The organism is Pedobacter sp. AC464 (assembly GCF_979253075.1).
Map to the genome: position 1 here is coordinate 1,144,286 of NZ_CEEDBV010000002.1, position 25,075 is coordinate 1,169,360.

Sequence of the window (25,075 nt, forward strand, 5' to 3'; positions counted from 1 at the left end):
CTCTGCCTTTTCTAAATTATTTAACCTTAGCTATTATTTCCCTTTTCCTTTTGGAGCTGGTGCAGCTAATTCTTTCAATTTTGCAGCAGCAAACGTTCCGCTTGGATATACAGCTACACTTTTATCAAAATAATCTTTAGCTTTTGCTTTATCACTGTTGAAGTAATATCCACCTAAGTTATCATATGCTTCTGATAATTTTTTTGCATTAGCAGTAACCAACTCAGGCTTTTCAGTTACTTTCTGAACGAAAGTTTCAAAAAACGGAATCGCTAAACCTTTAGGCGCTTTATCATCATCTAAAAGGTTATTTATCCTGGCTCTGTATAAGTACGCATCAGTTGTTTCAGGAGCCAATTGAGCAACCTTCGCAATTGAAGAATCTGCTTTTACCAATAAATCTTTTGAAGGATTCTTTTTTGCTGAATACTGTGTAGCGTACTCGAAGTAATAGGCTAAACCATCATAAAAATAGCTATATAAAACACCTTTACCATTCGGACTAGCAGCGATAACTTTATCGTAAATAGCAGCAGATTTAGCATACTTTTTAGCATCGAAGAATGTTTTCGCAACTTCTGCTAATGCATCAGTGTTCGATGAATCTTTAGCTACTGCTTTGGTAATGTTAATTAAAGCTAAGCTATCCTGACCAGCTTTTAATTGTGCTTTACCTAAATACAGGTAATCGAAACCTAAAAGCTGAGTAGTATCTTTTTGTTTAGCAAAATATTCGGTCATGTTGGTTAATGCCTGAGGATAGTTTTTATTCTCATAGGCAGACCAACCTTTCAGCCTGGAAACGATAGGTGCTTTAGGGTTGTTTGCAGGAACCTGAATAGATGATGCAACTTGTTCTAAAGCCGGGAAATCTTTTGCATAGAATAAAAACTGCATGTAACGCAACTGAGATTCTAAAGATTTATCAGTTAAATCAAGGTATTTTTTATAAAATTCTACCCCTTTAGCTGCCTTTTCTTTATCTGTTCCGAAGCTACTCCACTGTAAATATAGCTCCCCTAATTCGCGGTAAGCAGGTCCATAATTTGGGTCAGCGGCGATAACTTTTTTCAACTCATCTTCACCTTCTTGGAATGCACGCGATTCTTTATACATCTTACCAACCTGGGTTGTCGCTCTTCTGTTTGTTGGATCTATATCACCAACACGGAAATAAGGACCGATGGCTTCAGAATTTTTCTTTTGTAATGCGTATGCATCGCCAAGACCAATAAACACTTCAGCATCTTTATCCTTAGCGTCTAATTCGTCCGCTTTAGTTAAGTTTGCAATTGCATTCGCAAAGTCTGGTTTCGAAGCTACATCGCCAGGTTTGTCCTGAGCTAAGTAGGCTTTACCAATTGCTAAATAAGTTTTATAGTCTTTCGGGGCAGCTGCAATAGCTTTATCGAAATTAGTTTTAGCTGAGGTAGGGTTGTTAGACAACAAATCTGCCTCGCCTAAACCAGCATAATTTGATGCATTCTTTGCATCTGCTGCTACACCTTTATTAAAAACGACTCTAGCTGAATCGATGTAACCGGTTTTTAAATAAACCAAGCCAAGGTTATAAAAATTATCACCATTAGACGCTTGGGAGGTTGTTAATGTTTTAAGCATAGATGATGCTTTTTGATATTGTTCAGCATCAATCGCTTTTTTCGCGTCGGTTAAACTTTGAGCAAAAACTGCAGAACCCATCAACACTAAACCTACATTTAAGGTTATTGCTTTCTTTGAAATTTTCATAGTTCTTTAATATGTTTTTTTAATGGTTATAAAGTTTACATAAGCCATGCAACCTTCATCTGATTTTTCTTGTTTTTTGTAATTGATTGCTGTCTGCAATCGTGGTTCAATTTATTATTTTTTAGTTATATTCAATTCTCTCGGCATTAACTTATGAGGGGCCAATGCAGATTTCAGTACGATGAGTTGTCCACGCTGACTCCTTAACCATACTGCAAACCCCGTGCCTAAACCATCTCTTCCCTCGCAATCGATGATATTTATGTTCCTTAAAAACGGATAGTCACCATTAATCAGGTTTGTTTGAGTTGGCTGGTAATATTTGTCATCGCCAGGCTTTCCTTTAACATTTTTAACGCCTAATACTGTAATTTTGTCCTGATATTTGAGCAGTTCCGGGTTTTTGTCAGAAATCCAATTTACGCCTAAAATACCTATAAAGTTTTTATCTTGCGCAATAAGTTTTATAACTTCATTGCTAGAGTTCTTCGAAAAAACATCTTTTGCAGGAAATTGACTGATATTAGCCAATTGCATAAAATACTGAAATGTGCTAGAATAAGCGTTATCAAAAACCAACTGTTTCCCCGTTCCTTTTCCCTTTAATATATCAACAACATCTTTAACGTTGATTGTGCTGTCATTATTGCCTTTATTTGTAATTAAAGCAATACCATCAACAGCAAACCTGGATGTGTTGATTTTAATGTTTCTTTGTTTATAATATTTCTCTTCTGCTTTGGTAAGCATTCTTGGAAGCACAATCACCCTCGCCGTATCGTTTAAAAACGCAGGCAATAGTTTTAGCTCAGGTTTAAACGTAGTTAAAAATGTAGCCTTAGGATAATCGATTTTGAAGATGTCAATCTCTTGTTGTACAATAGGCCCAACGCTTTCATCCACCAAAATTTTGAGGGTTCCGCTGGTTCGGGTTTCTTCGATACCATCTTTTTTCTCCTTGCGTTTGCAGGAGAAAAAAGACAACGCAATAAATAACAAAAGGATGTTTCTCATTAATAATTAATCACGCCTACCCAGGCTTAGTAATCTAACAAAAGCATAAATAATTAAAAATATTCCAATGCCTATCTTGTAAGGCCGGCCAATGTTTAGCGGCAGCTCTGCCCAGAAAATACAGGCCAGGCCAATTGCCAAATAGAAAACAAACATGATAAGGCCTAAAATGAGCAAAAACCGCTGTTTAGGCGATTTTTGCTTAAAAATATCAAAATTTAACATTTTACTATTGTAGTGCAAAGTTAATGTTGATGTTGTATTTAACACGAACTGGTTTACCATTTTGAATACCTGGAACCCAACGCGGACTAGCTTTTAGTACACGTTTTGCTTCCTCGTCGGTACCGCTACCTAAACCGCGGGTTACCACGATATCGGTAAGTTCGCCATTACGCTCCACAACGAAAGATAAATAAACTTTACCCTGAACGTTATTTTCCTGAGCCATTGGCGGATATTTCATTGTTTTCTGCAAAAACGAATAAAACTTAGCCATACCGCCCGGAAATTCCGGAACCTTTTCAATACTAACAAAATCGTAAACTTTGTTATCATCTACTGCAACAGCAGCTTCTTTTTTAGGTCCTTCACCAACTGGTTCAGCGATAACGATATCAGCCGTTGGGTCACCTTTGATATCTTTTTGTCCTGGATCTGCCTCTTTCAATTTTTCAACTGTAGGTGGTTCATCCTGAACTTCGATATCCGGTTTTACAATCGGAGGTGGCATTTTTACCTGATCCACTTTTGGTGGCGGTGGCTCTACCGGTGGTGGCGGAGGTGTTTTCGGATCAACAGGTGGTGGCGTGTTCAACACAACCTCCTGCGCCTTTAACTGTTCCTCCTCCGGAATAGCGCCTTTAATAAGACTGTAGATTTTTGGTGAGAAGAACAAAACCAAGAATACAATGGAGCCATATAAAAGGGCCTTTGTTGTATTGCCAGCACTACCTTTACGCAATTGGTAAGCACCGTAAGCTTTATTTTTATCAGCAAAAACGACTTCCAGCCATTCTTTTCTAAATATATCTAACTTCGACATAATTCCTGATTTGATTAATTATAAAATTCCTTGTTCCTTCATGAAAGCCTTTTCGTTATCAAGGATGTTATCATCATCGATTTGACGAGAGTTAACTTTCATGATCTCTAGTTCATCCATCATATCAACAAAATTTTGGAAAGTAGAACCAGTAGTAGGTTTTACAAGAACTGTAAACTCTCCGGCAACGCCAGAATTGTTTGCTTTAGTTCTATTTTCCGCAATAGTTTTTTCGATATCTGAAAATGATTCGATTACCGGCGAACTTTTACCTGCCTCACCCATGTACCAAGCTATTTTATTGTTTTTACCCAATAATACAGTCATAGTTTTGGTTGCCTTTAGTTCAAGTCTGTTTTCCGGCAGTTTTTCGTTTTTATCTGGTTTTGTAATATCCATCGCCTGTGGCGTAGAGATTACAGTAGTTAAGATAAAGAATGTTACCAAAAGAAACATTAAATCAACCATTGGAGTCATATCGACTCTTGGCGTGGCTTTCTTCCCGCCTGTGTTTAATTCTGCCATTTCTTATTTCTTCTTTTTAGCTTCAGCGTTTGTTACCAACAAAAATTTATTCACTTTTTGTTTCTGAAGTACATCAATAACTTTTTTCACAACAGGATATTCTTCCTTAGCATCGCCCTTGATACTAATACGCATATCCTGGTTATTTAGTTCTTTTGTTGCTTTACGAGCATTAAGAACCCATGAATCTAACTGGTTATCTAAAGAATCTGCTGGAATACCAGTTTGAACACCAGGTTTCATACGGTCAGCACTGTTCATGGCAATTAATGATTTCAGGTTTTGAATCGGAACACCGAAACTCGCAAGACCTGAAAATCTATTAACTTCCTCCGGGGTGAACGTTAACTTGTACTGTTCGCCCATTAATTGCAATGTTCTTGCTCTTACTTTTTGTCCTGCTACTTCGAAGAACACCTTACCTTGTCCAATTGTTAAAATTGCGTTGTTTTCTACTGGCACCTTAAACTCATACGTAGATGAGGGTGTTGCAACAGCTAAAGGTTCTGGTTGTCTTGCCGTAGCAGTCAAAATGAAGAAAGTAAGTAACAATGATGCCACATCACACATGGCGGTCATGTCTGTTACTGTACTTGTTCTTTTAACTTTTATTCTAGGCATAATATTTTACTAGTTTTTTAATAATGATGATCTTTTTTCCGGTTTTCCATAAAGCCGGTAAAAATTTTTTCAAAATTCTTATTTATGAGAACTAGCGTATGTTTGAACGATGCTAAAACCAGCTTCGTCGATTGCATAAGTTAACTTGTCAATTTTAGAAGTTAATACGTTGTACATGATAATTGCCAAAGTAGATACAGCGATACCAGTCATCGTGTTAATTAATGCCTCAGAGATACCTACCGCTAATGCTGATTGATCTGGAGCACCAGAGTTAGCTAAACCGGCGAATGCACGAATCATACCTGTTACTGTACCTAATAAACCGATTAATGTACCGATTGATACTAAAGTTGCAATTACAGTTAAGTTTTGCTCTAACATTGGCATTTCTAAAGCAGTTGCTTCTTCAACTTCTTTTTGGATAGCAACGATTGATTGCTCAACATCCATATTCGTGTCTGCTTCAACTTCGCTATATTTTTTTAAACCTGATTTTATTACAGCTGCAACAGAACCTTGTTGTTTATCGCATTCTGCTTTTGCAGCTTCGATGTTACCTGAGTTTAAGAAACCTTTAACTTTAACGATAAAAGTATCTAAGCTTGATTTACCGCTTGCTTTACCAATAACGATTAAACGTTCGATAGAGAATACGATTACAACTAGCATTAAGCCAATTAAGATTGCTACAATCGGACCACCTTTGTAAGCTGTTCCAGGGTAGTTGTTAGGTAATGGTAAATTGTTGTTGTCTCCTCCGATAAAGTTATCAGAAGCACCTAATACGAATCTCCAGATAATAAATCCGATAATAATACAAATAGGAATAACAAATGTTGCAAATACATTTGATGCACTTGAAGAGCTTTCAGTTTTAACAGTTGTTGGTTTTGGTGCGTTTGCCATTTTTTTAATTTTTAGTTTTAGTTCTTGTTTTAATTTTTAGCTGTTTTTTTCTTTTGTAATACACACAACGTAAGTTTATCTGATTTTGTTGCGAAAACAAATTTATAAATTGATTTTAAATTACAAATTAATAAATCAATAAACAATTAAATCGTTACTTAACTTTTTAGTTTTCCGCTTATCACTTGGGTATATAACAAAAAAATTGCCTCAGCCGGAGGCAATTCTTTCACAATAAAAACTAAAAAAAAATCGAATTGCAAATTTTTCGACTAAAAAATGCATTTAAACCTACATTTAACACATTTTTAACGCTTCTTCCCCAACATTGGGCGTTTTCTCCGCTTCAAATTGTTTGAAATTTTGGATGAAGGCTTCATTGAGTTCGTAGGCTTTTAAAAAGTATTCTTCCGGGTTGCTCCATGTTTTAGAGGGGTCTAAAATATCGTTCGGAACATTAGGGCAATGTAAAGGCATCATTAACTTAAATACATGATGCTGTTTATAATTGCGGTGTTCTAAACCGCCGTTTAGTGCCGCGGTAATCATTGCCCTGGTATAGTCCAGCTTCATCCGTTTACCTATACCATATGGTCCGCCTGTCCAACCGGTATTTACCAGCCATACATTAACGTTGTTTTCCTTTATCTTTTTACCGAGCAGGTTCGCATATTTTGATGGATGCAAAGGCATAAACGCTTTACCAAAGCAGGCCGAAAAGGTTAATTGCGGCTCGGTAATACCAGCTTCGGTGCCGGCCACTTTAGCGGTATAGCCACTCATAAAATGAAACATGGCTTGCTCTGGCGTTAATTTCGATATTGGCGGAAGCACACCAAAGGCATCGGCAGTTAAAAAGAATATATTTTTTGGGTTTGAAGCAATGGAAGGAATAACTGAATTTTCAATATACTCTAAAGGATAAGCTACCCGGGTGTTTTCAGTTTTTTCGACATTGGTAAAATCTACGTTCTGAGTTCCAGGATAGAAGTTTATATTTTCCAATAAGGAGCCGAATTTTATGGCTTTGTAAATCTGAGGCTCTTTCTCGAGCGTTAAATCAATACACTTCGCGTAGCAACCTCCTTCAAAATTGAACACAGAATCATCGCCCCAACCGTGCTCATCATCTCCAATTAGTGCCCGTTGCGAATCAGCTGAAAGCGTGGTTTTTCCTGTGCCCGAAAGCCCAAAGAAAATTGCCGTATCGCCATCTACCCCAACGTTTGCAGCGCAATGCATTGGAAGGGTATCTTTATAGGTGGGTAACAGAAAATTCAGGACTGAAAAAATGCCTTTCTTAATTTCGCCTGTATAGCCTGTTCCGCCAATCAAAATCATCTTTTTTGTGAAATTGATAATTGAAAAGTTTTCCTGCCTTGTGCCGTCTACAATCGGATTTGCAAAGAATCCTGGTGCGGCAATAATCGTCCATTCGGGAGTTTCGCCTAAACTTTCCTGCTCCGGCCTGAGAAAGAGATTATTAGAGAAAAGATTTTGATAAGCTGTTTCGGTGATAACCCTTATTGAAATGGAAAAATCCGGATTTGCACAAGCATTTGCGTCTCTAACGTACATTACCTTATCCCGAAGATAAGATGTCATTTTAGTTTGTAGCTTATCGAAATCCTCCGTATCGAATTTGATATTTATATCGCCCCACCAAACGCTACTTGCTGTTTCTGCATCGCAAACAATGAACCGATCTTTAGGTGAACGTCCGGTAAATCTCCCGGTATCAACAGCCAGCGCACCAGAAGAAGCTAAAACGCCTTCATTATTTTGAAGTGCTTCTTTTACAAGTTCGGCTGCAGACAGCTGATATTTTACGCATAAACTATCCTGTAGATTTAAGTAGCTTAAATCCGGAGATTGCAGTTCCATTTTGCTCATAACAATAAGTTAGTTAGTTGAGCAAAGGTAAATACATTTTTATCGAAGAAAGAAATTTTTTAAACGCTTTTTTTACATATTGTAGCTTGTACACTATGATTTAAAATGCTTTTAATCAGATGTTTAAATAAAATAAAACAGCACTAAAAAATATTAAAAAATACACTAAGTAAGTGTTTACCCGCCTGCCTTTTTTGCTTTAAAACCATCTTTTTGGAGAATCAGCATAACCTTATCTCTAACATCACCCTGAATGAGGATTTCTCCATCTTTAACCGAACCCCCTACGCCACATTTATTTTTCAGCATTTTGCCGAGTTTTTCCAAATCTTCGTTTTTACCCTTAAAACCGGTAATTAGTGTTACAGCCTTACCTCCGCGGTTTTTTTTATCCAGCATTACCCTTAAATCCTGCTGTTGGTTCGGTGCGGTAACCGTATTATCAACTTCTTGTTCATATTCAAATTCGGGATTTGTAGAATACATAATTCCACCTAAATCGCTCAGATTATTTTTTTTTGACTTCATACTTTAGGGTGTTTTTAAGGCACGATTACTTCTAAGGAAAGCGGATTAATACTGATTTCGATTTCCTTGCCCATTTTTAACGGCTCGCCGTCAACATGTACAGGACCATCCTTCGTTCTCGAAATCGTAATTTTTTGTCCGCGGATAATCTCAATCATATCAGAACTTTCGGCAGTTCCTTTTAACATAACATAACTTAAAACAGGCAGTTTTAGTATCGAAAAGGGCTTTATAATGCAAACATCCAGCAGGCCATCTTTAACTGAGGCATCTGGTGCAATGTAAACATTATTGCCATATTGTGATGAATTTGCCACGGTAACCGCGAAGGCTTTCCGGTTATAATCTGCACCATCGATATTTATGTTATAAACTTCGTCTTTATAACTAAACACTTCTTTAAGGCTCTGCTTAATGTAACCGGCTAAACCACGCTTCTTATCTTTCGAAAATGCAGAACTTAAATGGGCATCAAAACCAACTCCTGCAAGGTTAAAAAAAAACTTATGGTTAAAAGTGGCCGAGTCAATCCGATCAGTTTTCATTTTATTAATCAGGAGAATGGCCTCCTTCAAATTTTGTGGTATGTTTAGGAACCTGGCCAGGCCGTTACCCGAACCTAATGGCAAAATACCCAGAATTTTTCCATGTTCTACAACCTTCGAGGCTACTTCATTTATAGTTCCATCGCCGCCGGCAGCCACAATAACATCGAAATTTTTCGCAATCGCCTCTTCCACAATCTCTGTGGCATGGCCAGAATATTCTGTCAACAAAAAATTTGCATTAAACCTTTCCTTGTCCAAATACTTATCAATAAGCGTCGGGATTCGCAACTTTGCCTTTCCTCCTGATATCGGGTTAATTACGAATAAAATATTTGTTTTGACTTGCAAAGCTTGAGTATGAGGACACAAAATAATCTATAATTTTTGAAATAAAGAAAATATGCTAATTTTGCATCGTTAAAAGTGGATTGATTTGCGATGTTTCTTTTTAAGAAACGGGATTGCAACCACTCAAAAAAAAGTGCTAATACCTTCCTTTTACAAGCAAAACCTGTTTTCAGGGACTGTTAGCGCTTATTAAATGTTTATTTTCATCATTAATTTATTTAATAAATGTCGTATTTATTTACATCAGAATCTGTATCTGAAGGCCACCCTGATAAAATTGCCGATCAAATTTCGGATGCTTTAATTGATAACTTCCTTGCTTTCGATGCAGAATCGAAGGTTGCCTGTGAAACTTTAGTAACTACAGGGCAAGTTATTTTAGCTGGAGAAGTAAAATCAAAAACCTATTTAGATGTGCAACAAATCGCCCGCGATGTGATCAGGAAAATTGGTTACACGAAAAGCGAATACATGTTTGAAGCCAATTCTTGCGGTATTTTATCTGCAATTCATGAGCAATCTCAAGACATTAATCAAGGTGTTGATAGAACGACAAAAGAAGAACAAGGTGCCGGCGACCAGGGAATGATGTTTGGTTACGCAACAAACGAGACGGAAAATTACATGCCACTGGCTTTAGATTTATCTCATGCTTTGTTAATTGAACTTGCAAACCTGAGAAGAGAAAATGCCGAAATTACCTACTTGCGCCCGGATGCAAAATCGCAGGTTACTTTAGAATATTCTGACGACAATAAGCCACAACGAATTGATGCGATTGTAATTTCAACCCAACATGATGACTTTGATGAGGAGGCTACCATGCTCGCCAAAATTAAATCAGATTTGATATCGATATTAATTCCAAGAATTAAGGCAAAATATCCTCAATATGCGCATCTTTTTAACGACCAGATTACCTACCATATCAACCCAACAGGCAAGTTTGTTATCGGCGGACCGCATGGAGATACCGGCCTAACCGGAAGAAAAATAATTGTTGATACTTACGGTGGTAAAGGCGCCCATGGTGGTGGTGCATTTTCTGGTAAAGACCCAAGTAAAGTAGATAGAAGCGCTGCTTATGCAACACGCCACATTGCTAAAAATTTAGTTGCAGCTGGCATTGCCGATGAGATTTTGGTTCAGGTGAGCTATGCAATTGGTGTGGCTAAGCCAACATCGATTAACGTGGTTACTTACGGTACATCTAAAGTTGGTTTAACCGATGGCGAAATCAGTAAAAAAGTAGAAGCCATTTTTGATATGCGCCCTTACTTTATCGAACAGCGTTTAAAATTAAGAAATCCAATTTATAGCGAAACTGCAGCTTACGGACACATGGGACGCAAGCCTGAAACTGTTTCAAAAACCTTCAGAACACCGAATGGTGAAGAAAAAAATGTTTCAGTTGAACTATTTACCTGGGAAAAATTAGATTTCGTTGATAAGGTTAAAGAAGCATTCAGCCTCTAATAATTTGAAATAATAGAAAGCCCCGAGAAAAATCGGGGCTTTTTTTATGGCCGTTGATTTCGTTTAGGTGAGATCTTTCTCAAAAACATCCAAAAAAAAAAGCCTTTGCAATTTTACATTGGCTGTTCATCTTCCTTAATTTGAGCGTACATGATGCCAGCACAAAAAAATGACTAAAACCATTTTAAGTGCAACGTGTTTAAATAGTACTAAAAATCTTATAACTATGGAACGGCCAATTGCAATGAATACTTTAAGTCAGATTTTAGAGAAATTGAGACTTAAAGGAAAAGATAACGAGTTAAAAATGACAGACCACGGCAAAATGCAGAGCCAAACCGGGAAAATTTACAAGCCAGAAGACTTAACAATTGTTAAAACCTACCGCTTTGAAGGAGACTCAGACCCTGCAGATAACTCCGTTCTTTACCTAACTGAAGACAGTGATAAAGAAATAGGTTATATTTTAGATGCCTACGGAATTTACTCAGACAATATCGGCTCGTCTTTTGATGATTTCCTGAAGAAAATTCCTACGGAAAACAGAGACGAACAAGAATTATTTTGTTAAACACTAAACCGAGAAAAAGCGGCATTGCTACAGCAATGTCGCTTTTGTTGTTTATCAGGATTTTTTAAACCAGCTACAATGATTTCAGACACCGCAAAAATTGTAAAACGTTTTAAAAATAGTATCTCAGCCTTACAATCAGCATTTTGACAGTGCTAAAAACCTGTAACTGCTTATTTAAAAAAATTCGTTTATTCATGGGTTTTTAGCAACGATTTCTCGCTCTATATGCTGCACCCATTTGCTTTCGCGTTCTACCAAACTAAATATATATGCCGACGTAATGAATACCAACATTGCAATAAGAAATGTTACCATTAGTTTATTTGTCGCCTCAATTTGCGTATTCGTTCTTCCCTGACTCATGATGATTAATTTAGTGGGCCCAGGCAAATTTGAAAGCGCTAATTTGCTTAACTCAGGTCTAAAAACACGGGTATCAGAATTTTGTTTTTCAGCATTTAGCTAAAGTAGATAAACGGTAAAAAAAAGTAGATAACCAGCCTAAAAGTTGTCTAAAAATACTTTAAGCTATGATTTTTTTGAAGACGACTTCTCATCCTCATTATATTTTTTGAAGATGAGACCAAGGTCTTTAAAGCCTAGGTATTTCGATTGGAATTGCTTAATCAACACCGGATTATCAGCGAACGCTTTACTCAAAATATCGATATAATTTTTCTTTGTAAGTTCGTAAGTGGTGTTACCTTCTTCGTAAAGGTAAGTCTCATCAACTCCGGTTACGCCCGATGTACTTGAAAAAGAATTTGCGTTACTATAAATGCCCCTTCCGGAAGAGGCGGTCATGGTTGGTGCGGCGCTCATGCTCATACTTTGCGAGCCTGCAGTAGTATACACGCTGTATTTGCAGAAAAAATTTCTGCCGGGCGTTGAGGCGACCTGTGTTGCAAGGTACTTTTTACTCGCTTTATTATCCTGGGTTTTTACCACCAGGCTATCGTTGTTTCCTGCGAGCACAACGCTGCTTACATTATCCAAACTAATAATTTCTTTCGGGGTTTCATTGTCTTGTTTAAAAACCAATGAAGTTAAGTTAGGGGGGCAGTATAAAAAACCAGAAATTTTTTCGCCTTTTAGGTTGTAGTAGTGGCCAAATTTAAAATCTTTCGAACTTTGGGCTTTGGCATTGATGCATAGGAACACCAGAACAGATAAAATAATTGAATTGCGCATATTAATGTAGATGATTAGATGAACCAAATTAATTAAAATTTTGATGGAGAAAAAGCTAAATGGTTATTAGATTTAGTTTATAGGAACAAAATGAGCTGCATACCCCCCATCCTTAACCATATCAATATTGATTTTATCGCCAGCTTTGATTTTCATGGTTAACCGCTTAAAATCCATCGCCTGAAAATCAGCATTAACACCATCTTTAATGATTGTAAGTTGATAAGTTTTATTCTTGGGCAAAAAATCAGTGTCGATAATTAATTTACGTTCGGTACTATTTGTCATAGCCCCTAAAAACCATTCCTGACCTTTTCTTTTTGCCGTAACAATATATTGTCCAACTTCGGCCTTTAGAACTTTTGTTTCATCCCATGTTACCGGTACACTTGTTATAAAAGAAGTAGTTTCAGGTTCGCGAAGGTAATTAAAAGGGTTATCGGCCAGCATTTGAAATCCACTCTCGAACACAATATACATGGCAAGTTGATGTGCCCTCGTGCCAATACTCATCACATTTATCCAATTCGGCTTGTAATCTTTTGGGTGCCCGGACCGCATAGCACCGGGCGTATAATCCATTGGCCCAACTGCATTCCTTAAAAATGGCAGGTAAAGGTTATTGTTTGGCGTTGCCAGTCCGCCGCCAATATTTTGCTCCATACCAATTACACCTTCGTAAGAAAGCACGTTTGGATAGGCGACTTCGAGCCCGGCAGGTTTAAATGCACCGTGGAAATCAATTAAAATATGGTGTTTGGCAGCCTCTTTTGCTACCCTGGTATAATAATTTACCATCCATTGGTCGCTGCGATCCATAAAATCTACTTTCATACCAGCAATTCCCCACTCTTCCAGTTTTTTAAATACGTCGGGGTTTTGCTCCACTGCCAGCCAGGTAAACCATAAAATTATTTTTACATTTTTTTGCTTACCGTAGGCAATTAACTCCTGGAGATTAATTGTTGGATTGGGTTCGTAAGGATTTAAAGTTGTTTTTGCCCAACCTTCGTCCATAATGATGTAGGGAACCTTAAACTTTGAGGCAAAATCGATGTAATATTTATAGGTATCCTGATTGTAGCCAGACTTAAAATCGACACCATAAACATACGCGTTGTGCCACCACTCCCAGGTAACTTGCCCGGGTTTAATCCACGAGGTTTCCTTTAGCTGGTTCGGGGTTGACAGTTTATAAACCATCTCATTTTCCGGTAAAGCTTCATCCTTCTCAGAAATAACCATAAATCGCCACGGGTAAGAGCGCCTGCCCAAGGTTTTTGCGATGTAATTGTGCTCCTTTACAATTTTAATATTTCTGTCGCCGTTTGGCGCATACAATTCCGGCACCTTCGGAAAAACGGCGTCGATGGCATTATTTCCTTTTGCTTTTACGAACATTGCGGGGTAATCATACAAATCCGCCTCCGACAGTAAAATTTTATACTTTTTATCGTTAAACAAAATTGGCAATACGCTCATCTTTTGCGCATCAACCTCTCTTAAATTTTTATTTTGATACAAGATTTCATAAGCGGTCATAAAACTCTTGGTTTCGAGATATGAAGCATTTACATCGTTCGCAAAGGCAACGTAAACCTTTTCATCTTCAACGATAACCGAATCTTTTTTACTGGTGATGAAACGGTAGGCAATACCATCATTATACGCTCGAAATTCTACGCTAAAATTATTCTTAAAATTTAGACGAAGCAGCCCATATTTATTTTCTACACTGCTGTTTTTTAAAGGCACAACGGGTTTTGAAACATCAACATGCGCAGAAATTATTTTATTTAACAATTTTGGATTTTCGCCAAGAGTTTCGCCGGCGAGATTTAATTGCAGAAACGAATTTGAAAGTACATTTTCGCCGCTTACAGCTACAGAATAAAAAATTTTCTTTGAAAGATTTACTGTGACTTTCACTTTCTTATCTGGAGAAAAAAGTTCGATCGGTGCGCTATAAAGCTTAAATGATAGACAAATGGCTACGACTAAGAGTAATTTCGACTTCATGAAATTGAAAGGTTAGCTAAGGATTTAAATTCGGTTATCAAACCAAATATATATAAAAACAATGTGATTTTTAACATTCTAAAACGTTTTATCATACTTTTAATGGGCAACAAAAAACAAGATCTAAACATTCTCAAAAACTTTATTTAGTTGAAAAGGTTATCTGAGACAATCATTAATAATTTAACTTCAAATATTTGAAAAACTATAAACACATTGCCATTTTAGGTGGCGGGCCAAGCGGACTTTTCATGTTTAAGCGATTGGTAGATTTAAACGAACCTGAAATCAGCATCGCTATTTTTGAGAAAAGTGCACAACTCGGTGCAGGCATGCCTTACAGTAAAGCCGGTGCAAACGACGAGCATATAACAAACGTTTCCGGCAACGAAATTCCGGAACTCGTAACCTCGGTTGAAGAATGGATTCAAACTTTACCGCAAAATATACTCGAACGTTTTAACATAAAGCCTGATAAGTTTAACGACTACAAAGTAATGCCGCGTTTGCTTTTTGGAATGTATTTAACAGCGCAATTTGAGCTGTTGCAAAAGCAGGCCGAGGAAAAAGGAATTCCTGTAAAAATTCACCTCAACAATGAAGTTGTCGACATTATTGATCGGCCCGAAGACAACAAAGTTCAAGTTAAGCTTGCGGAAGGTCAGGTTTTTGAATTCGACAACGTTGTTGTTTGCACAGGTCATAGATGGCCAAAAAAGTCTGAAGGCAAAATTCCCGGCTATTTCGATTCACCATATCCACCGGCAAAATTAGAATTTAAAGTAAATCATGCTGTGGCCGTAAAAGGATCATCGCTCACCGCCATAGATGCGATACGCACTTTAGCACGCCATAATGGTCATTTCAAAGATTCTGACAACGATAAATTTACCTTTGAACTAGCAGAAGGGAGCGAAAAGTTTAAAATTATTATGCACTCCAGAAACGGCATGCTCCCTGCTATACGTTTTCACCTGGAAGATCCTCATTTACTAAAAGATTCGATTCTGAGTGAGGAAGAAGTAGAAAAAAACAAGGCTGATAATGGCGGGTTTTTATCCCTTGATTATGTTTTCGACAGAAACTTTAAGGAGATGTTTAAGGAAAAAAGGCCCGAGTTCTACGAAATTATTCAAAACCTTTCTATGGAAGATTTTGTAACCGTGGTAATGAATAAACGGGAACACAAAGCCGCTTTCGACCTTTTTAAAGCGGAGTATTTAGAGGCAGAAGAATCAATAGAAAAAGAAGAATCTGTTTACTGGAAAGAAATGCTTGCCGTTTTAAGCTTCGCGATGAATTATCCGGCAAAATACTTTTCAGCCGAAGATATGTTGCGTTTGCAGAAAACATTAATGCCACTAATTTCAATTGTAATTGCCTTTGTGCCCCAAAGCTCTGTTGTGGAAATGATGGCTTTACACGAAGCTGGAATTCTGGAAATAACAGCAGTTGGTGATGATGGCGAAGAGGAACCTCAGGAAAATGGTGGAGCCATCTATCGTTTTACTGATGAGAGCGGTACAAAGCAGGAGCAATATTACGAAACATTTGTAGACTGCGTGGGCCAGCCTCATTTATCGTATCGCGACTTGCCTTATAAAAGCCTGGTCGATATGAAAACCGTTGCGCAGGCCAAGATCAAATTTAGAAAAGAAGAGAAAGCCCGCAAAGCCTTTGAAACTAACGATAAGGTAGAAGCAAGTGATGACGGTAATTATTACCTGAATGTTCCTGGTATTGCCATAAACGATAATTTTCAGGTTATGAACAGCCTCGATGCGGTAAATGAAAGGATTTACATGATGGCCGTTCCTTACATCGGCGGCTATAATCCCGATTATTCTGGCCTCGACTTTTGCGAAGCGGCCTCCGAGCGAATTGTAAAATCGCTTTTGCCAAACTGATTTGAGCTGACTTTGTTAAGTATGGAGGCAAATAAAAATTTACGCTAAATGACCGAAAACGAACAACTGACACCGAAACTATTTTTGCTGCTGCTTGGCTCAAAAGCCCCTAAAAGAAATGTAGAACAGCACGATTATTTTTTCGGTATTGCAAATACACTAAAGGAACTTGTTCCACAGATTAAAGCATTTTGGCCTGAAGCAGGGGATTCCATTCATTTGGATGGATGGCGATTGGTTACCAATGTTGATGGTTACGAAATTAAGGTAATGCCAAGAACAGGTTTAACCCCGCCATCTGAGCGAAAACTCTTTTTTATTAACCTTGGTGGCTACCAGCCCAACAAACTCGAAGAGCAACACTATACCGTTTTAACGGTGCAGGAAAACCGGGCAAGTGCTGTTCAGGATGCCAAAAAAACTGCATTTTTTAAGGCCAATTCTATCAAAGGTGCAAATTCGCACATCGATGAGAAATACGGAATTGATGTTGACGATATTTACAGAGTTGAAGATATTTTAGACCCGCAGCAAAAAGAAAAATATCACATCGTTATCGAGCCGGGCAGTGATTTAACAGCAGACCACATTCACCTTGGATATTTCAAGCTGGATAAACTATAAGAAAAATCAATTCTTATAGTTTATCTCGTCATTTTTGGAAAATAAACGCATTAATTAAGGCACTCTTCCACTACGGCGAGTACGTGGTCAAAATCGAAGGGCTTTGCCAGGTAAGCATTGGCGCCGGCAGCGGCTGCAATTTCTGCACCGTCTCTGCTTGCCGACATCACAATTACAGGAAGATTCATCGTTTTTGGATTGCTTCTAATCATCTTCAGAATCTGGTCTCCGGAAATAACCGGCATCCATAAATCAAGGATGAGCAAATCCGGCTCTTTATTCTCGATGAGGGCTTTTACATTTAAACTTTTAAGTTCGGGGATAACGATATGTCCGGTGTCTTCAAGCATCAATTCGAGTACATCAACGATTCCCGCATCATCATCACATATTATTATTTTCTTACTTGCCATCTTTTCCGGTTGATTTTTTAGGGATCGTAAAATTAAATGTCGAACCTTTTCCAATTTCGCTTTCTACCCATAGGGTACCGCCATGGTTTTTAATAATCTGGTCGCAGATGTACAAGCCGATGCCCATGCCCGGAAATTTCTTCTGAATATCGCCACCACGGTAAAATCGCTCAAAAACCCTTTTCTTATCTTCCGAACTCATTCCAAGGCCAAAATCCTTTACCGAAACTTTTACATATTCACTTACACTTGCAATGTTGACTTCAATTTTTTTAGAATCCGGTGCATATTTTATTGCATTCGATAAGAGGTTATTTATGACCTGAATAATGTGCGATTCATCGGCCGTAACCTTGGCACCGGTATTTCCGGTTAAACTTATCTTATGGTCATGCGCTGAAGCCCTGATGCCCTCAATTGCTTCTTCAATCATCGCATCAAAGTCGAAACTCGATTTATGCAATTCCATATTGCCGGTCTGAATTCTTGACATATCAAGCAGTTCGGCAATGAGGTTATTAAGTCTATCAACGTAAACGGCAACCTTTGATAAGGTTTTACTAAACTTTTCTGAAACGTTGCCTGGAACACTTCTTTCCAGCACCTGAATATAGCCTTTAATGGTTGTAAGAGGTGTTTTCAATTCATGACTGGCAATGGATAAAAAGTCGTCTTTCCGGCGTTCAATTTCTTTACGTTCGGTAATATCCTCTATAGCAAGCAAAATCTGATCTTTAAACTGGCCTTCAAGCTCAATGCGGTAAGCATTTAATAACATAAGTTTCCTGCCGATGTGCGGAAAATCATGTTCCACTTCAAAGTCTACCACAGGGTTGTTAGTTGGCAATATTTTAATTAACAGCTCTTTCAACTGCGGAATATCCCATTGGTGGTTACCAAGCTCATATAACGGCTTGCCAACAGTTTCTTCTGCAGATACTTTAAAAGTACGCAAGAAGTGATAATTAGCACTTAAAACATTAAACTCAGGGTCTAAAACCAGCAAGCCCTCGCGAACGGTTTCAATTATGCTGGATAGAAAGGCTTCACTTTCGCGAAGTTCCCGCGTGCGGTCTTCTACCTTTTTTTCCATCATTGATTTTTGTACACGTAAATCCTGTTCAGCCTTTTTCCTTAAGGTAACGTCATTTTGCACACCAATGAAATGTGTTATTACACCAGCAGAATTTTTAACCGGCGACATATATAGTTCATTCCAGAAAAGATCTCCATTTTTCCGGTAGTTTCTAATTTCTACCCTGCACTCCTTACCTTTCTTTACCGCCTCAGACAAAATCGCACGTTCTGCCTGACTTCGGTCATCGCCCTGAAGAAACCTACAGTTATGGCCAATAATTTCGGCCCGTGGATAGCCAGAAATTAATTCGAAGGCTTTATTGCAAAATACAATCGGGTTATCTGGCTCGCGGTGGTCGGTAATAATAATTCCTGAAATTGAAGCGTCAAGCGCCTGGGTTAATAGCTCGAAGTTATCAGTAATCGAATCGCCTGAGACGTTGAACTTACCGTTTTGAAAAGTGTTCAATTAACTTGGGTTTTATTAAAAAGTGAATGATTTGTTTTTTAGTCAAAGATATCAAACATGAAAATAATATAAATGTTTCAAACCGATATATTTTTCAGTTACGTATTTTGGTAAGCGAAGGTTTTGGAAAACAACACTAAGGTAAATCGATGAAGTAATTCCACGAAAACAACAAAGCCTCAACTTTTTCAAGTTAAGGCTTTGTTTGCGGAATGGACGGGACTCGAACCCGCGACCTCCTGCGTGACAGGCAGGCATTCTAACCAGCTGAACTACCACTCCGTTTTGTTTACTTTTTAAAAGTTTAAACCTCTTTCCCCTTTCGAGGTTGCAAATATAGAGACAATATCGTTATTAGCAAACTTTTTTTTAAAATATTTATAAGTCGTTAGCTTACAGCACCTTCTTGCATCTTCTCTGCATTCTCTGCAAACTGAAGTGCGTCAATAATCTCCTGGATGTCGCCATCCATGATGCTTGGCAGGTTATACATCGTTAAACCGATGCGATGTTCGGTAACACGGCCTTGCGGATAATTGTAGGTTCTAATCTTCGCCGAACGGTCTCCAGTTGATACCATTGTTTTACGTTTAGCTGCGATATCGCCATTTTTTTTCTGCAATTCGATGTCGTACAATTTACTGCGAAGCATCTCCATCGCAATAACGCGGTTGCCCAACTGCGAGCGCTCCTGCTGGCAAACCACAACAATACCCGATGGTTTGTGGGTTAACTGCACTTTAGTTTCCACTTTATTTACGTTCTGTCCGCCTGCACCACCAGAACGCGAGGTTTGCAGTTCAATATCCGCGGGGTTTATATACAAATCAATTTCTTCAGCCTCAGGCAAAACTGCAACAGAGGCCGCCGATGTATGCACGCGGCCCTGCGTTTCTGTATCCGGCACACGTTGAACGCGGTGTACACCACTTTCATATTTTAACTGCCCGTAAACATCATCGCCACTTACTTTTAAAATAACCTCTTTGTAACCGCCGGCAGTTCCTTCGGTAACATCAACCGTTTCAACACGCCAGCCTTTAGTTTCAAAATAGCGGGTATACATGCGGTACAGATCGCCGGCAAATAAAGCCGCTTCATCGCCACCTGTGCCGCCACGAATCTCAAAAACAGCATTTTTAGCATCTTCCGGGTCTTTCGGAATCAACATCAACCTGATGTTGCTTTCCATCTCTTCCTGCTGTTTTAAAAGCAAATCCAACTCCTCTTTCGCCATATCACGCATTTCTGCGTCTTTTTCTACCGCCAAAATCTCTTTGTTGGCATCAATATTACTCATCACATTCTTGTAGATTTTGTACTCATCTACAATTTTGCCTAAATCTTTATATTCTTTGTTTAAAGCCGCAAAACGTTTCATGTCCTGAATCACATCCGGGTTACTCAACTGCTCCTCTACATCCTCCCAACGCTGCTTAATCGCTTCTAATTTATCTAACATAGTATTATTAAAATTGAATTCCTTAGCTTTTGTTTAGCAAAAAATTAAGGAAATGCAAAAATAAGTAAAAAAGCTGAATTAGTTTGGCAGGGCGGAAATCAAAGAGAAATGATTTTTTGGAAATGATTGTCGCCGGCAATGGCGGCCTGTAGTCCCGCTAACGTTGCAAGCACCGTTAAAAACGATGGCTTTACACTCATATCGGGTTTAGAACCAAGGTAACCTGCTTCGTAAATAAGCAAGTAGCCATTTGGGTTTGCAACCTTTAATAGCAGCAGAACCTCGCGTAATTAAACGGGATTGAAATGGCAGCTCCCGATTTTTTTCTAATCGGGACTATAATGAAAAGCCCGGCGTACATTAATTTTAAGTACTACCCTTGCTTTTCAAATACTTAAATACCATGCAAGAGAACAATATCTACAAGGTTATTTAAAATATTCGAGCGTTAAATTCGAACCATCATACACTGCATAAGAGGAATATTTCAGCCATTCGCCGGTGTTTATGTAGCGGCTGCCATTGCCTAAATCTAAATCTAAAGGCAAATGCCTGTGTCCGTAAATAAAAAAGTCGAAGTGTTCTTTTTGGAGTATTTCTTTCGAATAAATGGCCAGCCACTCTTGGTTAACTCCGAAGAATACTTCTTCAGGATTACTTGCTGCACGGCTACTTTTGCTCCATCCGGTAGCAATGCCAATGCCCAAATTTGGGTGTAAACGGGCAAAAAGCCACTGGCAAAGCGGACTTCTAAATATCTTTCTTAAGAATTTATATTTCTTATCGCCCGGCCCAAGGCCATCGCCATGGTGCAGATAAAACTTTTTTCCGCCACGTTCCATAACCATCTCATCACTTATAATCTGCATCCCGATTTCTTCGGTAAAGTAATTGCGTACCCACATATCGTGGTTGCCCTTAAAAAAGTAAATCTTAATTCCTGAATCGGCCATTGATGCAAGCTTACCCTGCAACCGGATAAAACCTTTAGGAATTACTTTTTCGTACTCAAACCAAAAATCAAAAATATCACCCATTAAAAATAGCTCACCACAGTTGGGCTCAATAAAATTAAGCCACTTTACAATGCGCTCTTCGCGGCTACGGCTTTCGGCATGGTTTGGGGTGCCTAAATGAAAATCAGAAGCGAAATAGATGTTTTTACTCATGTGCGATTTCAAAGGTAACGCAAAAAGCTGAAAGACTAAAGGCCAAAGCTAAAAGCCCCGAAAGCCAGCTGGGTAACCGTTAAAAAACAGCTGAGGGTTTACATTCTATCTTACCAGTATTAATGAAAAACATAAATTGGTAAATAATTAAATGCGGTAAGAAAAAAGCCAATCCTATTAGCCTTATTTGTATTAAAATTGGCCTGTAAATAGCATAAGAATATAACGCAGTATTTTAATGAAATATCCGGAAACTAAAAAAGATTCGACAACCGACAATTACTTTGGCGCTGTAATAGCCGACCCATATCGTTGGTTAGAAGATGACACATCAGTAGAAACAGAACACTGGGTTGATGCTCAGAACAGCCTGACAAAAAACTACTTAAGTAAAATCCCATATCGGGCAGACATTAAAAAGCGTTTAATGGAAATCTGGAATTACCCAAAAGAAACTGCGCCATTTAAGGTGGGCGAACATTATTTTTTCACCAGAAATGACGGCTTGCAAAATCAAAATGTTTGGTTTATAAAACAAGGTTTAAACGGAAGCAAAGAGTTATTTTTAGATCCAAACACCTTAACGGCTGATGGCACGGCTTCGGTTTCGTTACTCGGTTTCTCTAAAAACAAAAAATATTTAGCCTATGCCGTGGCGCAATCTGGTTCTGACTGGAGCAATATTTACGTAATGGAAATTGCAACAAAAAAGAAACTAGCCGATGAATTAGCGTGGACCAAATTCTCTGGCGCCGCCTGGTATGGCGATGGCTTTTACTACAGTAGATATGATGAACCAGTAAAAGGTACGGAATTTTCTGAGGCAAATCAGTTTCAAAAAGTGTATTACCACAAGCTTGGAGATGCGCAAGCTGCCGATAAATTAATTTTTGAGGACAATACAAATCCTAACTTATATTTTGGGGCAGAGGTTACGGAAGATGAGCATTTCCTGGTTTTGTATGCAAGTGCAGGCACCTCAGGCAACGCCTTATACCTAAAGGATTTACAAGACCCTGAAAACGACATTGCTTTATTGGTAAAAGGGTTTGAGCATAACCATAGCGTTGTAACCAATGTTGGCGATAAACTTTTACTAAGCACAGATTTAAATGCAGAAAATATGCAGGTAGTTCTTGTTGATCCGAAGATGGCCGAGCCGAAACACTGGCAGATGATTATTCCTGAATCGAACCTGGCATTAGAAAGCGTTCGGCCGGGCGGTGGATTTTTATGGGCATCGTATTTAAAAAATGCGAGTACGCATATCATTCAATTTGACCTGAACGGAAAGGAAATTGCGGTAGTAAAGTTACCTGCAATTGGCACTGCGAGCGGCTTCGGTGCTTTTAAAGACGATAAAGATTTTTTTTACTCTTTTACCAATTTTACCAGCCCGGGCACTACTTACCATTACGATATTGAAAGTGGCAAATCGACGCTTTACAGAAAATCTGCACTTAAATTTGATACCGAAGATTACCAAACTGAACAGGTATTTTACCCATCAAAAGATGGCACGAAGGTTCCAATGTTCATTGTTTATAAAAAGGGGACAAAACTCGATGGCAATAATCCATTGCTTTTGTATGCCTACGGTGGATTCCAGGTTTCGCTAACACCGGCTTTTAGTTTATCGAGAATGCTGTTTCTGGAACATGGAGGCATATATGCGCAACCGAGCTTACGCGGTGGAAGCGAATATGGCGAAGCGTGGCACAAAGCGGGAATGCTGGAAAACAAGCAAAACGTTTTTGATGATTTTATAGCTGCCGCAGAATACCTGGTTAAAGAGCAGTATACAAAGCACTCGAAAATCGCAATTTCCGGTGGTTCAAACGGGGGCCTTTTGGTTGGCGCCTGCATGACGCAACGCCCCGAGTTATTTAAGGTTGCCTTACCAGCTGTTGGCGTTTTGGATATGCTGCGATACCAGAAATTTACAGTTGGGTGGGGCTGGGTAGTAGAATATGGCAGCAGCGATAAAAAAGAGGATTACGATTACCTGATTAAATATTCACCATTACACAATGTTGAAGATGGCGTAAATTACCCGGCAACCTTAATTACAACTGCCGATCATGACGATCGTGTTGTACCCGCCCATTCATTTAAATTCGCAGCCACTCTTCAGGAAAAACATAAAGGAGAAAACCCGGTTTTAATTAGAATTGAGAGAAATGCAGGTCATGGTGCAGGCAAACCAACCGGAAAACTTATCGCTGAGGCTACCGATGTCTGGAGTTTTGTTTTTCAAAATTTAGGCATAAATTGGTAAATCGTACAACTACTAAATCTATAGACCAATTATAATTCGCTTTAAACGGCTTAAAACTGTTAACTATTGCTTTTTATTAATGATGAGCATACAAAATACTGAATATAACGGGTTTACAAAATTATCTGGAATATTTCTAAATAAGAATATTGATAATAGTTTATTTCGTAACTTTGCGTCAAATTTTTTTGCATGATTTCTACTGATATAGCTGTAATAGGCGCTGGTCCGGTTGGTTTATTTGCCATTTTTGAAGCCGGCTTGTTAAAAATGCGTTGCCATTTAATAGATTACCTCCCACAGGTTGGTGGTCAGCTTTCTGAAATTTACCCTAAAAAACCAATATACGACATACCTGGTTATCCATCGGTATTGGCTCAGGAGCTTATAGATAACCTGATGGAGCAGGCAAAACCTTTTCACCCAACATTTACTTTGGGCGAACGTATTGAAGGTTTAGAGAAAAGGGGTGAAGCAGATTTCGTGTTAACAACGAACATGGGTACTGTTATCGAAGCTAAGGTTATCGTTATTGCTGGTGGTTTGGGCTGTTTTGAACCTCGTAAACCGGCTGTAGAAAATCTTGAAAACTTTGAAAATGGTAAAGGTGTAAATTACATGATTCTCGATCCGGAGAAATATCGTGATCAAAAAATGGTTATTGCCGGCGGCGGCGATTCAGCGCTCGACTGGACAATCTATCTTGCCGAAGTTTGCTCTGAATTAACTTTGGTACACAGAAGCGAAAGTTTCCGTGGTGCTCCTGATTCTGTTGCAAAAGTTATGGCATTGGCCGAAAGCGGAAAAATTAATCTTGTTTTAAATAGCAATTTGCATGCTGTTCATGGTAATGATAAGTTAGAGCAGGTAGAAATTGTACAAAACCGCACCATGGAAAAATCCATTGTAGAAGCCGACCATTTAATACCATTGTTTGGTTTAAGTCCGAAATTAGGGCCTATTGAAGAATGGAATTTAAACATCAGTAAAAGTGCTATCGAGGTAAATACCGACGATTACTCTACAAATATTCCTGGAATTTACGCCATTGGCGATATTAATACGTACACAAATAAACTGAAACTAATTCTTTGTGGTTTCCATGAGGCAGCGTTAATGAGCCACAGCGCTTATTCGTATATGAACCCCGGGGTTAAATACACGATGAAATATACAACCGTGAACGGAGTTTCAGAATTTTAAGTAGTTTATTTTATATTTGCAGTCGATATTAAA

Annotated in this window: 24 protein-coding genes and 1 tRNA gene; 6 read left to right on the forward strand and 19 right to left on the reverse strand. The window is 38.5% G+C overall.

The window, feature by feature from the left end; all coding sequences use genetic code 11:
• Positions 1–33: 33 nt before the first annotated feature.
• The 10 genes from AC0IWT_RS15815 to AC0IWT_RS15860 form a co-directional block, all read right to left on the reverse strand.
• The gene (locus tag AC0IWT_RS15815) at positions 34–1,749 is read right to left on the reverse strand and encodes a tetratricopeptide repeat protein (RefSeq protein ID WP_471797889.1); all 1,716 of its coding nucleotides are present in this window, start codon (positions 1,747–1,749) and stop codon (positions 34–36) included.
• A gap of 114 nt (positions 1,750–1,863) precedes the next feature.
• The gene (locus AC0IWT_RS15820) at positions 1,864–2,763 is read right to left on the reverse strand and encodes a PstS family phosphate ABC transporter substrate-binding protein (protein ID WP_471797890.1); all 900 of its coding nucleotides are present in this window, start codon (positions 2,761–2,763) and stop codon (positions 1,864–1,866) included.
• Positions 2,764–2,769: 6 nt separating this feature from the next.
• Entirely contained in the window at positions 2,770–2,988 is a 219-nt protein-coding gene (locus AC0IWT_RS15825) for a hypothetical protein (protein WP_056869345.1), read from the reverse strand.
• A 4-nt stretch (positions 2,989–2,992) separates the two neighbouring features.
• On the reverse strand, positions 2,993–3,808 hold the full coding sequence (locus AC0IWT_RS15830; RefSeq protein WP_056869344.1) for an energy transducer TonB: 816 nt from the start codon (positions 3,806–3,808) through the stop codon (positions 2,993–2,995).
• Positions 3,809–3,826: 18 nt separating this feature from the next.
• Positions 3,827–4,333: an ExbD/TolR family protein gene (locus AC0IWT_RS15835; protein ID WP_056869343.1), complete on the reverse strand. Its 507-nt coding sequence runs from the start codon at positions 4,331–4,333 to the stop codon at positions 3,827–3,829.
• A gap of 3 nt (positions 4,334–4,336) precedes the next feature.
• A complete protein-coding gene (locus tag AC0IWT_RS15840) occupies positions 4,337–4,954 on the reverse strand; it encodes a biopolymer transporter ExbD (protein ID WP_056869342.1) in 618 nt (205 codons plus the stop codon).
• A 78-nt stretch (positions 4,955–5,032) separates the two neighbouring features.
• Positions 5,033–5,863 (reverse strand): MotA/TolQ/ExbB proton channel family protein, encoded by an 831-nt coding sequence (locus AC0IWT_RS15845; RefSeq protein ID WP_056869341.1) that lies wholly within the window; start codon positions 5,861–5,863, stop codon positions 5,033–5,035.
• 297 nt (positions 5,864–6,160) lie between these two features.
• Complete coding sequence (gene pckA / locus AC0IWT_RS15850; protein ID WP_471797891.1) at positions 6,161–7,756, reverse strand: phosphoenolpyruvate carboxykinase (ATP); 1,596 nt, start codon at positions 7,754–7,756, stop codon at positions 6,161–6,163.
• Positions 7,757–7,933: 177 nt separating this feature from the next.
• Positions 7,934–8,284: a translation initiation factor gene (locus AC0IWT_RS15855; RefSeq protein WP_471797892.1), complete on the reverse strand. Its 351-nt coding sequence runs from the start codon at positions 8,282–8,284 to the stop codon at positions 7,934–7,936.
• A gap of 14 nt (positions 8,285–8,298) precedes the next feature.
• Positions 8,299–9,180, reverse strand: a complete 882-nt coding sequence (locus AC0IWT_RS15860; protein ID WP_235528480.1) for a diacylglycerol/lipid kinase family protein — start codon at positions 9,178–9,180, stop codon at positions 8,299–8,301.
• A gap of 225 nt (positions 9,181–9,405) precedes the next feature.
• Between AC0IWT_RS15860 and metK the strand changes: the two genes are divergently transcribed.
• Complete coding sequence (gene metK / locus AC0IWT_RS15865; RefSeq protein ID WP_471797893.1) at positions 9,406–10,656, forward strand: methionine adenosyltransferase; 1,251 nt, start codon at positions 9,406–9,408, stop codon at positions 10,654–10,656.
• Between the two features lie 226 nt (positions 10,657–10,882).
• The gene (locus tag AC0IWT_RS15870; RefSeq protein WP_056870196.1) at positions 10,883–11,227 is read left to right on the forward strand and encodes a hypothetical protein; all 345 of its coding nucleotides are present in this window, start codon (positions 10,883–10,885) and stop codon (positions 11,225–11,227) included.
• Positions 11,228–11,422: 195 nt separating this feature from the next.
• Here AC0IWT_RS15870 and AC0IWT_RS15875 read toward each other — a convergent pair whose 3' ends face one another.
• The 3 genes from AC0IWT_RS15875 to AC0IWT_RS15885 form a co-directional block, all read right to left on the reverse strand.
• Positions 11,423–11,593 (reverse strand): hypothetical protein, encoded by a 171-nt coding sequence (locus AC0IWT_RS15875; RefSeq protein WP_471797894.1) that lies wholly within the window; start codon positions 11,591–11,593, stop codon positions 11,423–11,425.
• 165 nt (positions 11,594–11,758) lie between these two features.
• On the reverse strand, positions 11,759–12,421 hold the full coding sequence (locus tag AC0IWT_RS15880) for a hypothetical protein (protein WP_471797895.1): 663 nt from the start codon (positions 12,419–12,421) through the stop codon (positions 11,759–11,761).
• A gap of 72 nt (positions 12,422–12,493) precedes the next feature.
• Positions 12,494–14,440 carry a glycoside hydrolase family 97 protein gene (locus tag AC0IWT_RS15885; protein WP_471797896.1) on the reverse strand — a complete coding sequence of 649 codons (1,947 nt, stop codon included), beginning with the start codon at positions 14,438–14,440 and terminating at the stop codon, positions 12,494–12,496.
• A 197-nt stretch (positions 14,441–14,637) separates the two neighbouring features.
• Between AC0IWT_RS15885 and AC0IWT_RS15890 the strand changes: the two genes are divergently transcribed.
• Together AC0IWT_RS15890 and AC0IWT_RS15895 are read left to right on the forward strand one after the other, a co-directional pair.
• Positions 14,638–16,347: an FAD/NAD(P)-binding protein gene (locus AC0IWT_RS15890; RefSeq protein WP_471797897.1), complete on the forward strand. Its 1,710-nt coding sequence runs from the start codon at positions 14,638–14,640 to the stop codon at positions 16,345–16,347.
• Positions 16,348–16,395: 48 nt separating this feature from the next.
• Positions 16,396–16,971: a DUF1543 domain-containing protein gene (locus AC0IWT_RS15895; RefSeq protein WP_471797898.1), complete on the forward strand. Its 576-nt coding sequence runs from the start codon at positions 16,396–16,398 to the stop codon at positions 16,969–16,971.
• Between the two features lie 50 nt (positions 16,972–17,021).
• Here AC0IWT_RS15895 and AC0IWT_RS15900 read toward each other — a convergent pair whose 3' ends face one another.
• The 6 genes from AC0IWT_RS15900 to AC0IWT_RS15925 form a co-directional block, all read right to left on the reverse strand.
• Positions 17,022–17,384 (reverse strand): response regulator, encoded by a 363-nt coding sequence (locus AC0IWT_RS15900; protein ID WP_056869331.1) that lies wholly within the window; start codon positions 17,382–17,384, stop codon positions 17,022–17,024.
• Entirely contained in the window at positions 17,374–18,930 is a 1,557-nt protein-coding gene (locus AC0IWT_RS15905; protein ID WP_471797899.1) for a PAS domain-containing sensor histidine kinase, read from the reverse strand. The genes AC0IWT_RS15900 and AC0IWT_RS15905 overlap by 11 nt, the downstream gene beginning before the upstream one ends.
• A gap of 208 nt (positions 18,931–19,138) precedes the next feature.
• Positions 19,139–19,212: transfer RNA gene (locus tag AC0IWT_RS15910), tRNA-Asp, on the reverse strand.
• 106 nt (positions 19,213–19,318) lie between these two features.
• Entirely contained in the window at positions 19,319–20,392 is a 1,074-nt protein-coding gene (prfA, locus tag AC0IWT_RS15915) for a peptide chain release factor 1 (protein WP_471797900.1), read from the reverse strand.
• Between the two features lie 98 nt (positions 20,393–20,490).
• Entirely contained in the window at positions 20,491–20,634 is a 144-nt protein-coding gene (locus tag AC0IWT_RS15920) for a hypothetical protein (protein WP_471797901.1), read from the reverse strand.
• Positions 20,635–20,820: 186 nt separating this feature from the next.
• Positions 20,821–21,561, reverse strand: a complete 741-nt coding sequence (locus tag AC0IWT_RS15925; RefSeq protein WP_471797902.1) for a UDP-2,3-diacylglucosamine diphosphatase — start codon at positions 21,559–21,561, stop codon at positions 20,821–20,823.
• A 238-nt stretch (positions 21,562–21,799) separates the two neighbouring features.
• Here AC0IWT_RS15925 and AC0IWT_RS15930 point away from each other — a divergent pair, with 238 nt between their 5' ends.
• On the forward strand, positions 21,800–23,839 hold the full coding sequence (locus AC0IWT_RS15930; RefSeq protein ID WP_471797903.1) for a prolyl oligopeptidase family serine peptidase: 2,040 nt from the start codon (positions 21,800–21,802) through the stop codon (positions 23,837–23,839).
• Positions 23,840–24,031: 192 nt separating this feature from the next.
• Positions 24,032–25,042, forward strand: a complete 1,011-nt coding sequence (locus AC0IWT_RS15935) for an NAD(P)/FAD-dependent oxidoreductase (protein WP_471797904.1) — start codon at positions 24,032–24,034, stop codon at positions 25,040–25,042.
• Positions 25,043–25,075: the final 33 nt, after the last annotated feature.

Coding starts and splice junctions, on each gene's coding strand:
- AC0IWT_RS15830 (WP_056869344.1), bottom strand. CDS start 3,808: ATGTCGAAGTTAGATATATTTAGAAAAGAATGGCTGGAAGTCGTTTTT.
- prfA (WP_471797900.1), bottom strand. CDS start 20,392: ATGTTAGATAAATTAGAAGCGATTAAGCAGCGTTGGGAGGATGTAGAG.
- AC0IWT_RS15870 (WP_056870196.1), top strand. CDS start 10,883: ATGGAACGGCCAATTGCAATGAATACTTTAAGTCAGATTTTAGAGAAA.
- AC0IWT_RS15880 (WP_471797895.1), bottom strand. CDS start 12,421: ATGCGCAATTCAATTATTTTATCTGTTCTGGTGTTCCTATGCATCAAT.
- AC0IWT_RS15855 (WP_471797892.1), bottom strand. CDS start 8,284: ATGAAGTCAAAAAAAAATAATCTGAGCGATTTAGGTGGAATTATGTAT.
- AC0IWT_RS15900 (WP_056869331.1), bottom strand. CDS start 17,384: ATGGCAAGTAAGAAAATAATAATATGTGATGATGATGCGGGAATCGTT.
- AC0IWT_RS15835 (WP_056869343.1), bottom strand. CDS start 4,333: ATGGCAGAATTAAACACAGGCGGGAAGAAAGCCACGCCAAGAGTCGAT.
- AC0IWT_RS15825 (WP_056869345.1), bottom strand. CDS start 2,988: ATGTTAAATTTTGATATTTTTAAGCAAAAATCGCCTAAACAGCGGTTT.
- AC0IWT_RS15895 (WP_471797898.1), top strand. CDS start 16,396: ATGACCGAAAACGAACAACTGACACCGAAACTATTTTTGCTGCTGCTT.
- AC0IWT_RS15840 (WP_056869342.1), bottom strand. CDS start 4,954: ATGCCTAGAATAAAAGTTAAAAGAACAAGTACAGTAACAGACATGACC.
- AC0IWT_RS15820 (WP_471797890.1), bottom strand. CDS start 2,763: ATGAGAAACATCCTTTTGTTATTTATTGCGTTGTCTTTTTTCTCCTGC.
- AC0IWT_RS15845 (WP_056869341.1), bottom strand. CDS start 5,863: ATGGCAAACGCACCAAAACCAACAACTGTTAAAACTGAAAGCTCTTCA.
- AC0IWT_RS15925 (WP_471797902.1), bottom strand. CDS start 21,561: ATGAGTAAAAACATCTATTTCGCTTCTGATTTTCATTTAGGCACCCCA.
- metK (WP_471797893.1), top strand. CDS start 9,406: ATGTCGTATTTATTTACATCAGAATCTGTATCTGAAGGCCACCCTGAT.
- AC0IWT_RS15875 (WP_471797894.1), bottom strand. CDS start 11,593: ATGAGTCAGGGAAGAACGAATACGCAAATTGAGGCGACAAATAAACTA.
- AC0IWT_RS15815 (WP_471797889.1), bottom strand. CDS start 1,749: ATGAAAATTTCAAAGAAAGCAATAACCTTAAATGTAGGTTTAGTGTTG.
- AC0IWT_RS15935 (WP_471797904.1), top strand. CDS start 24,032: ATGATTTCTACTGATATAGCTGTAATAGGCGCTGGTCCGGTTGGTTTA.
- AC0IWT_RS15930 (WP_471797903.1), top strand. CDS start 21,800: ATGAAATATCCGGAAACTAAAAAAGATTCGACAACCGACAATTACTTT.
- pckA (WP_471797891.1), bottom strand. CDS start 7,756: ATGAGCAAAATGGAACTGCAATCTCCGGATTTAAGCTACTTAAATCTA.
- AC0IWT_RS15885 (WP_471797896.1), bottom strand. CDS start 14,440: ATGAAGTCGAAATTACTCTTAGTCGTAGCCATTTGTCTATCATTTAAG.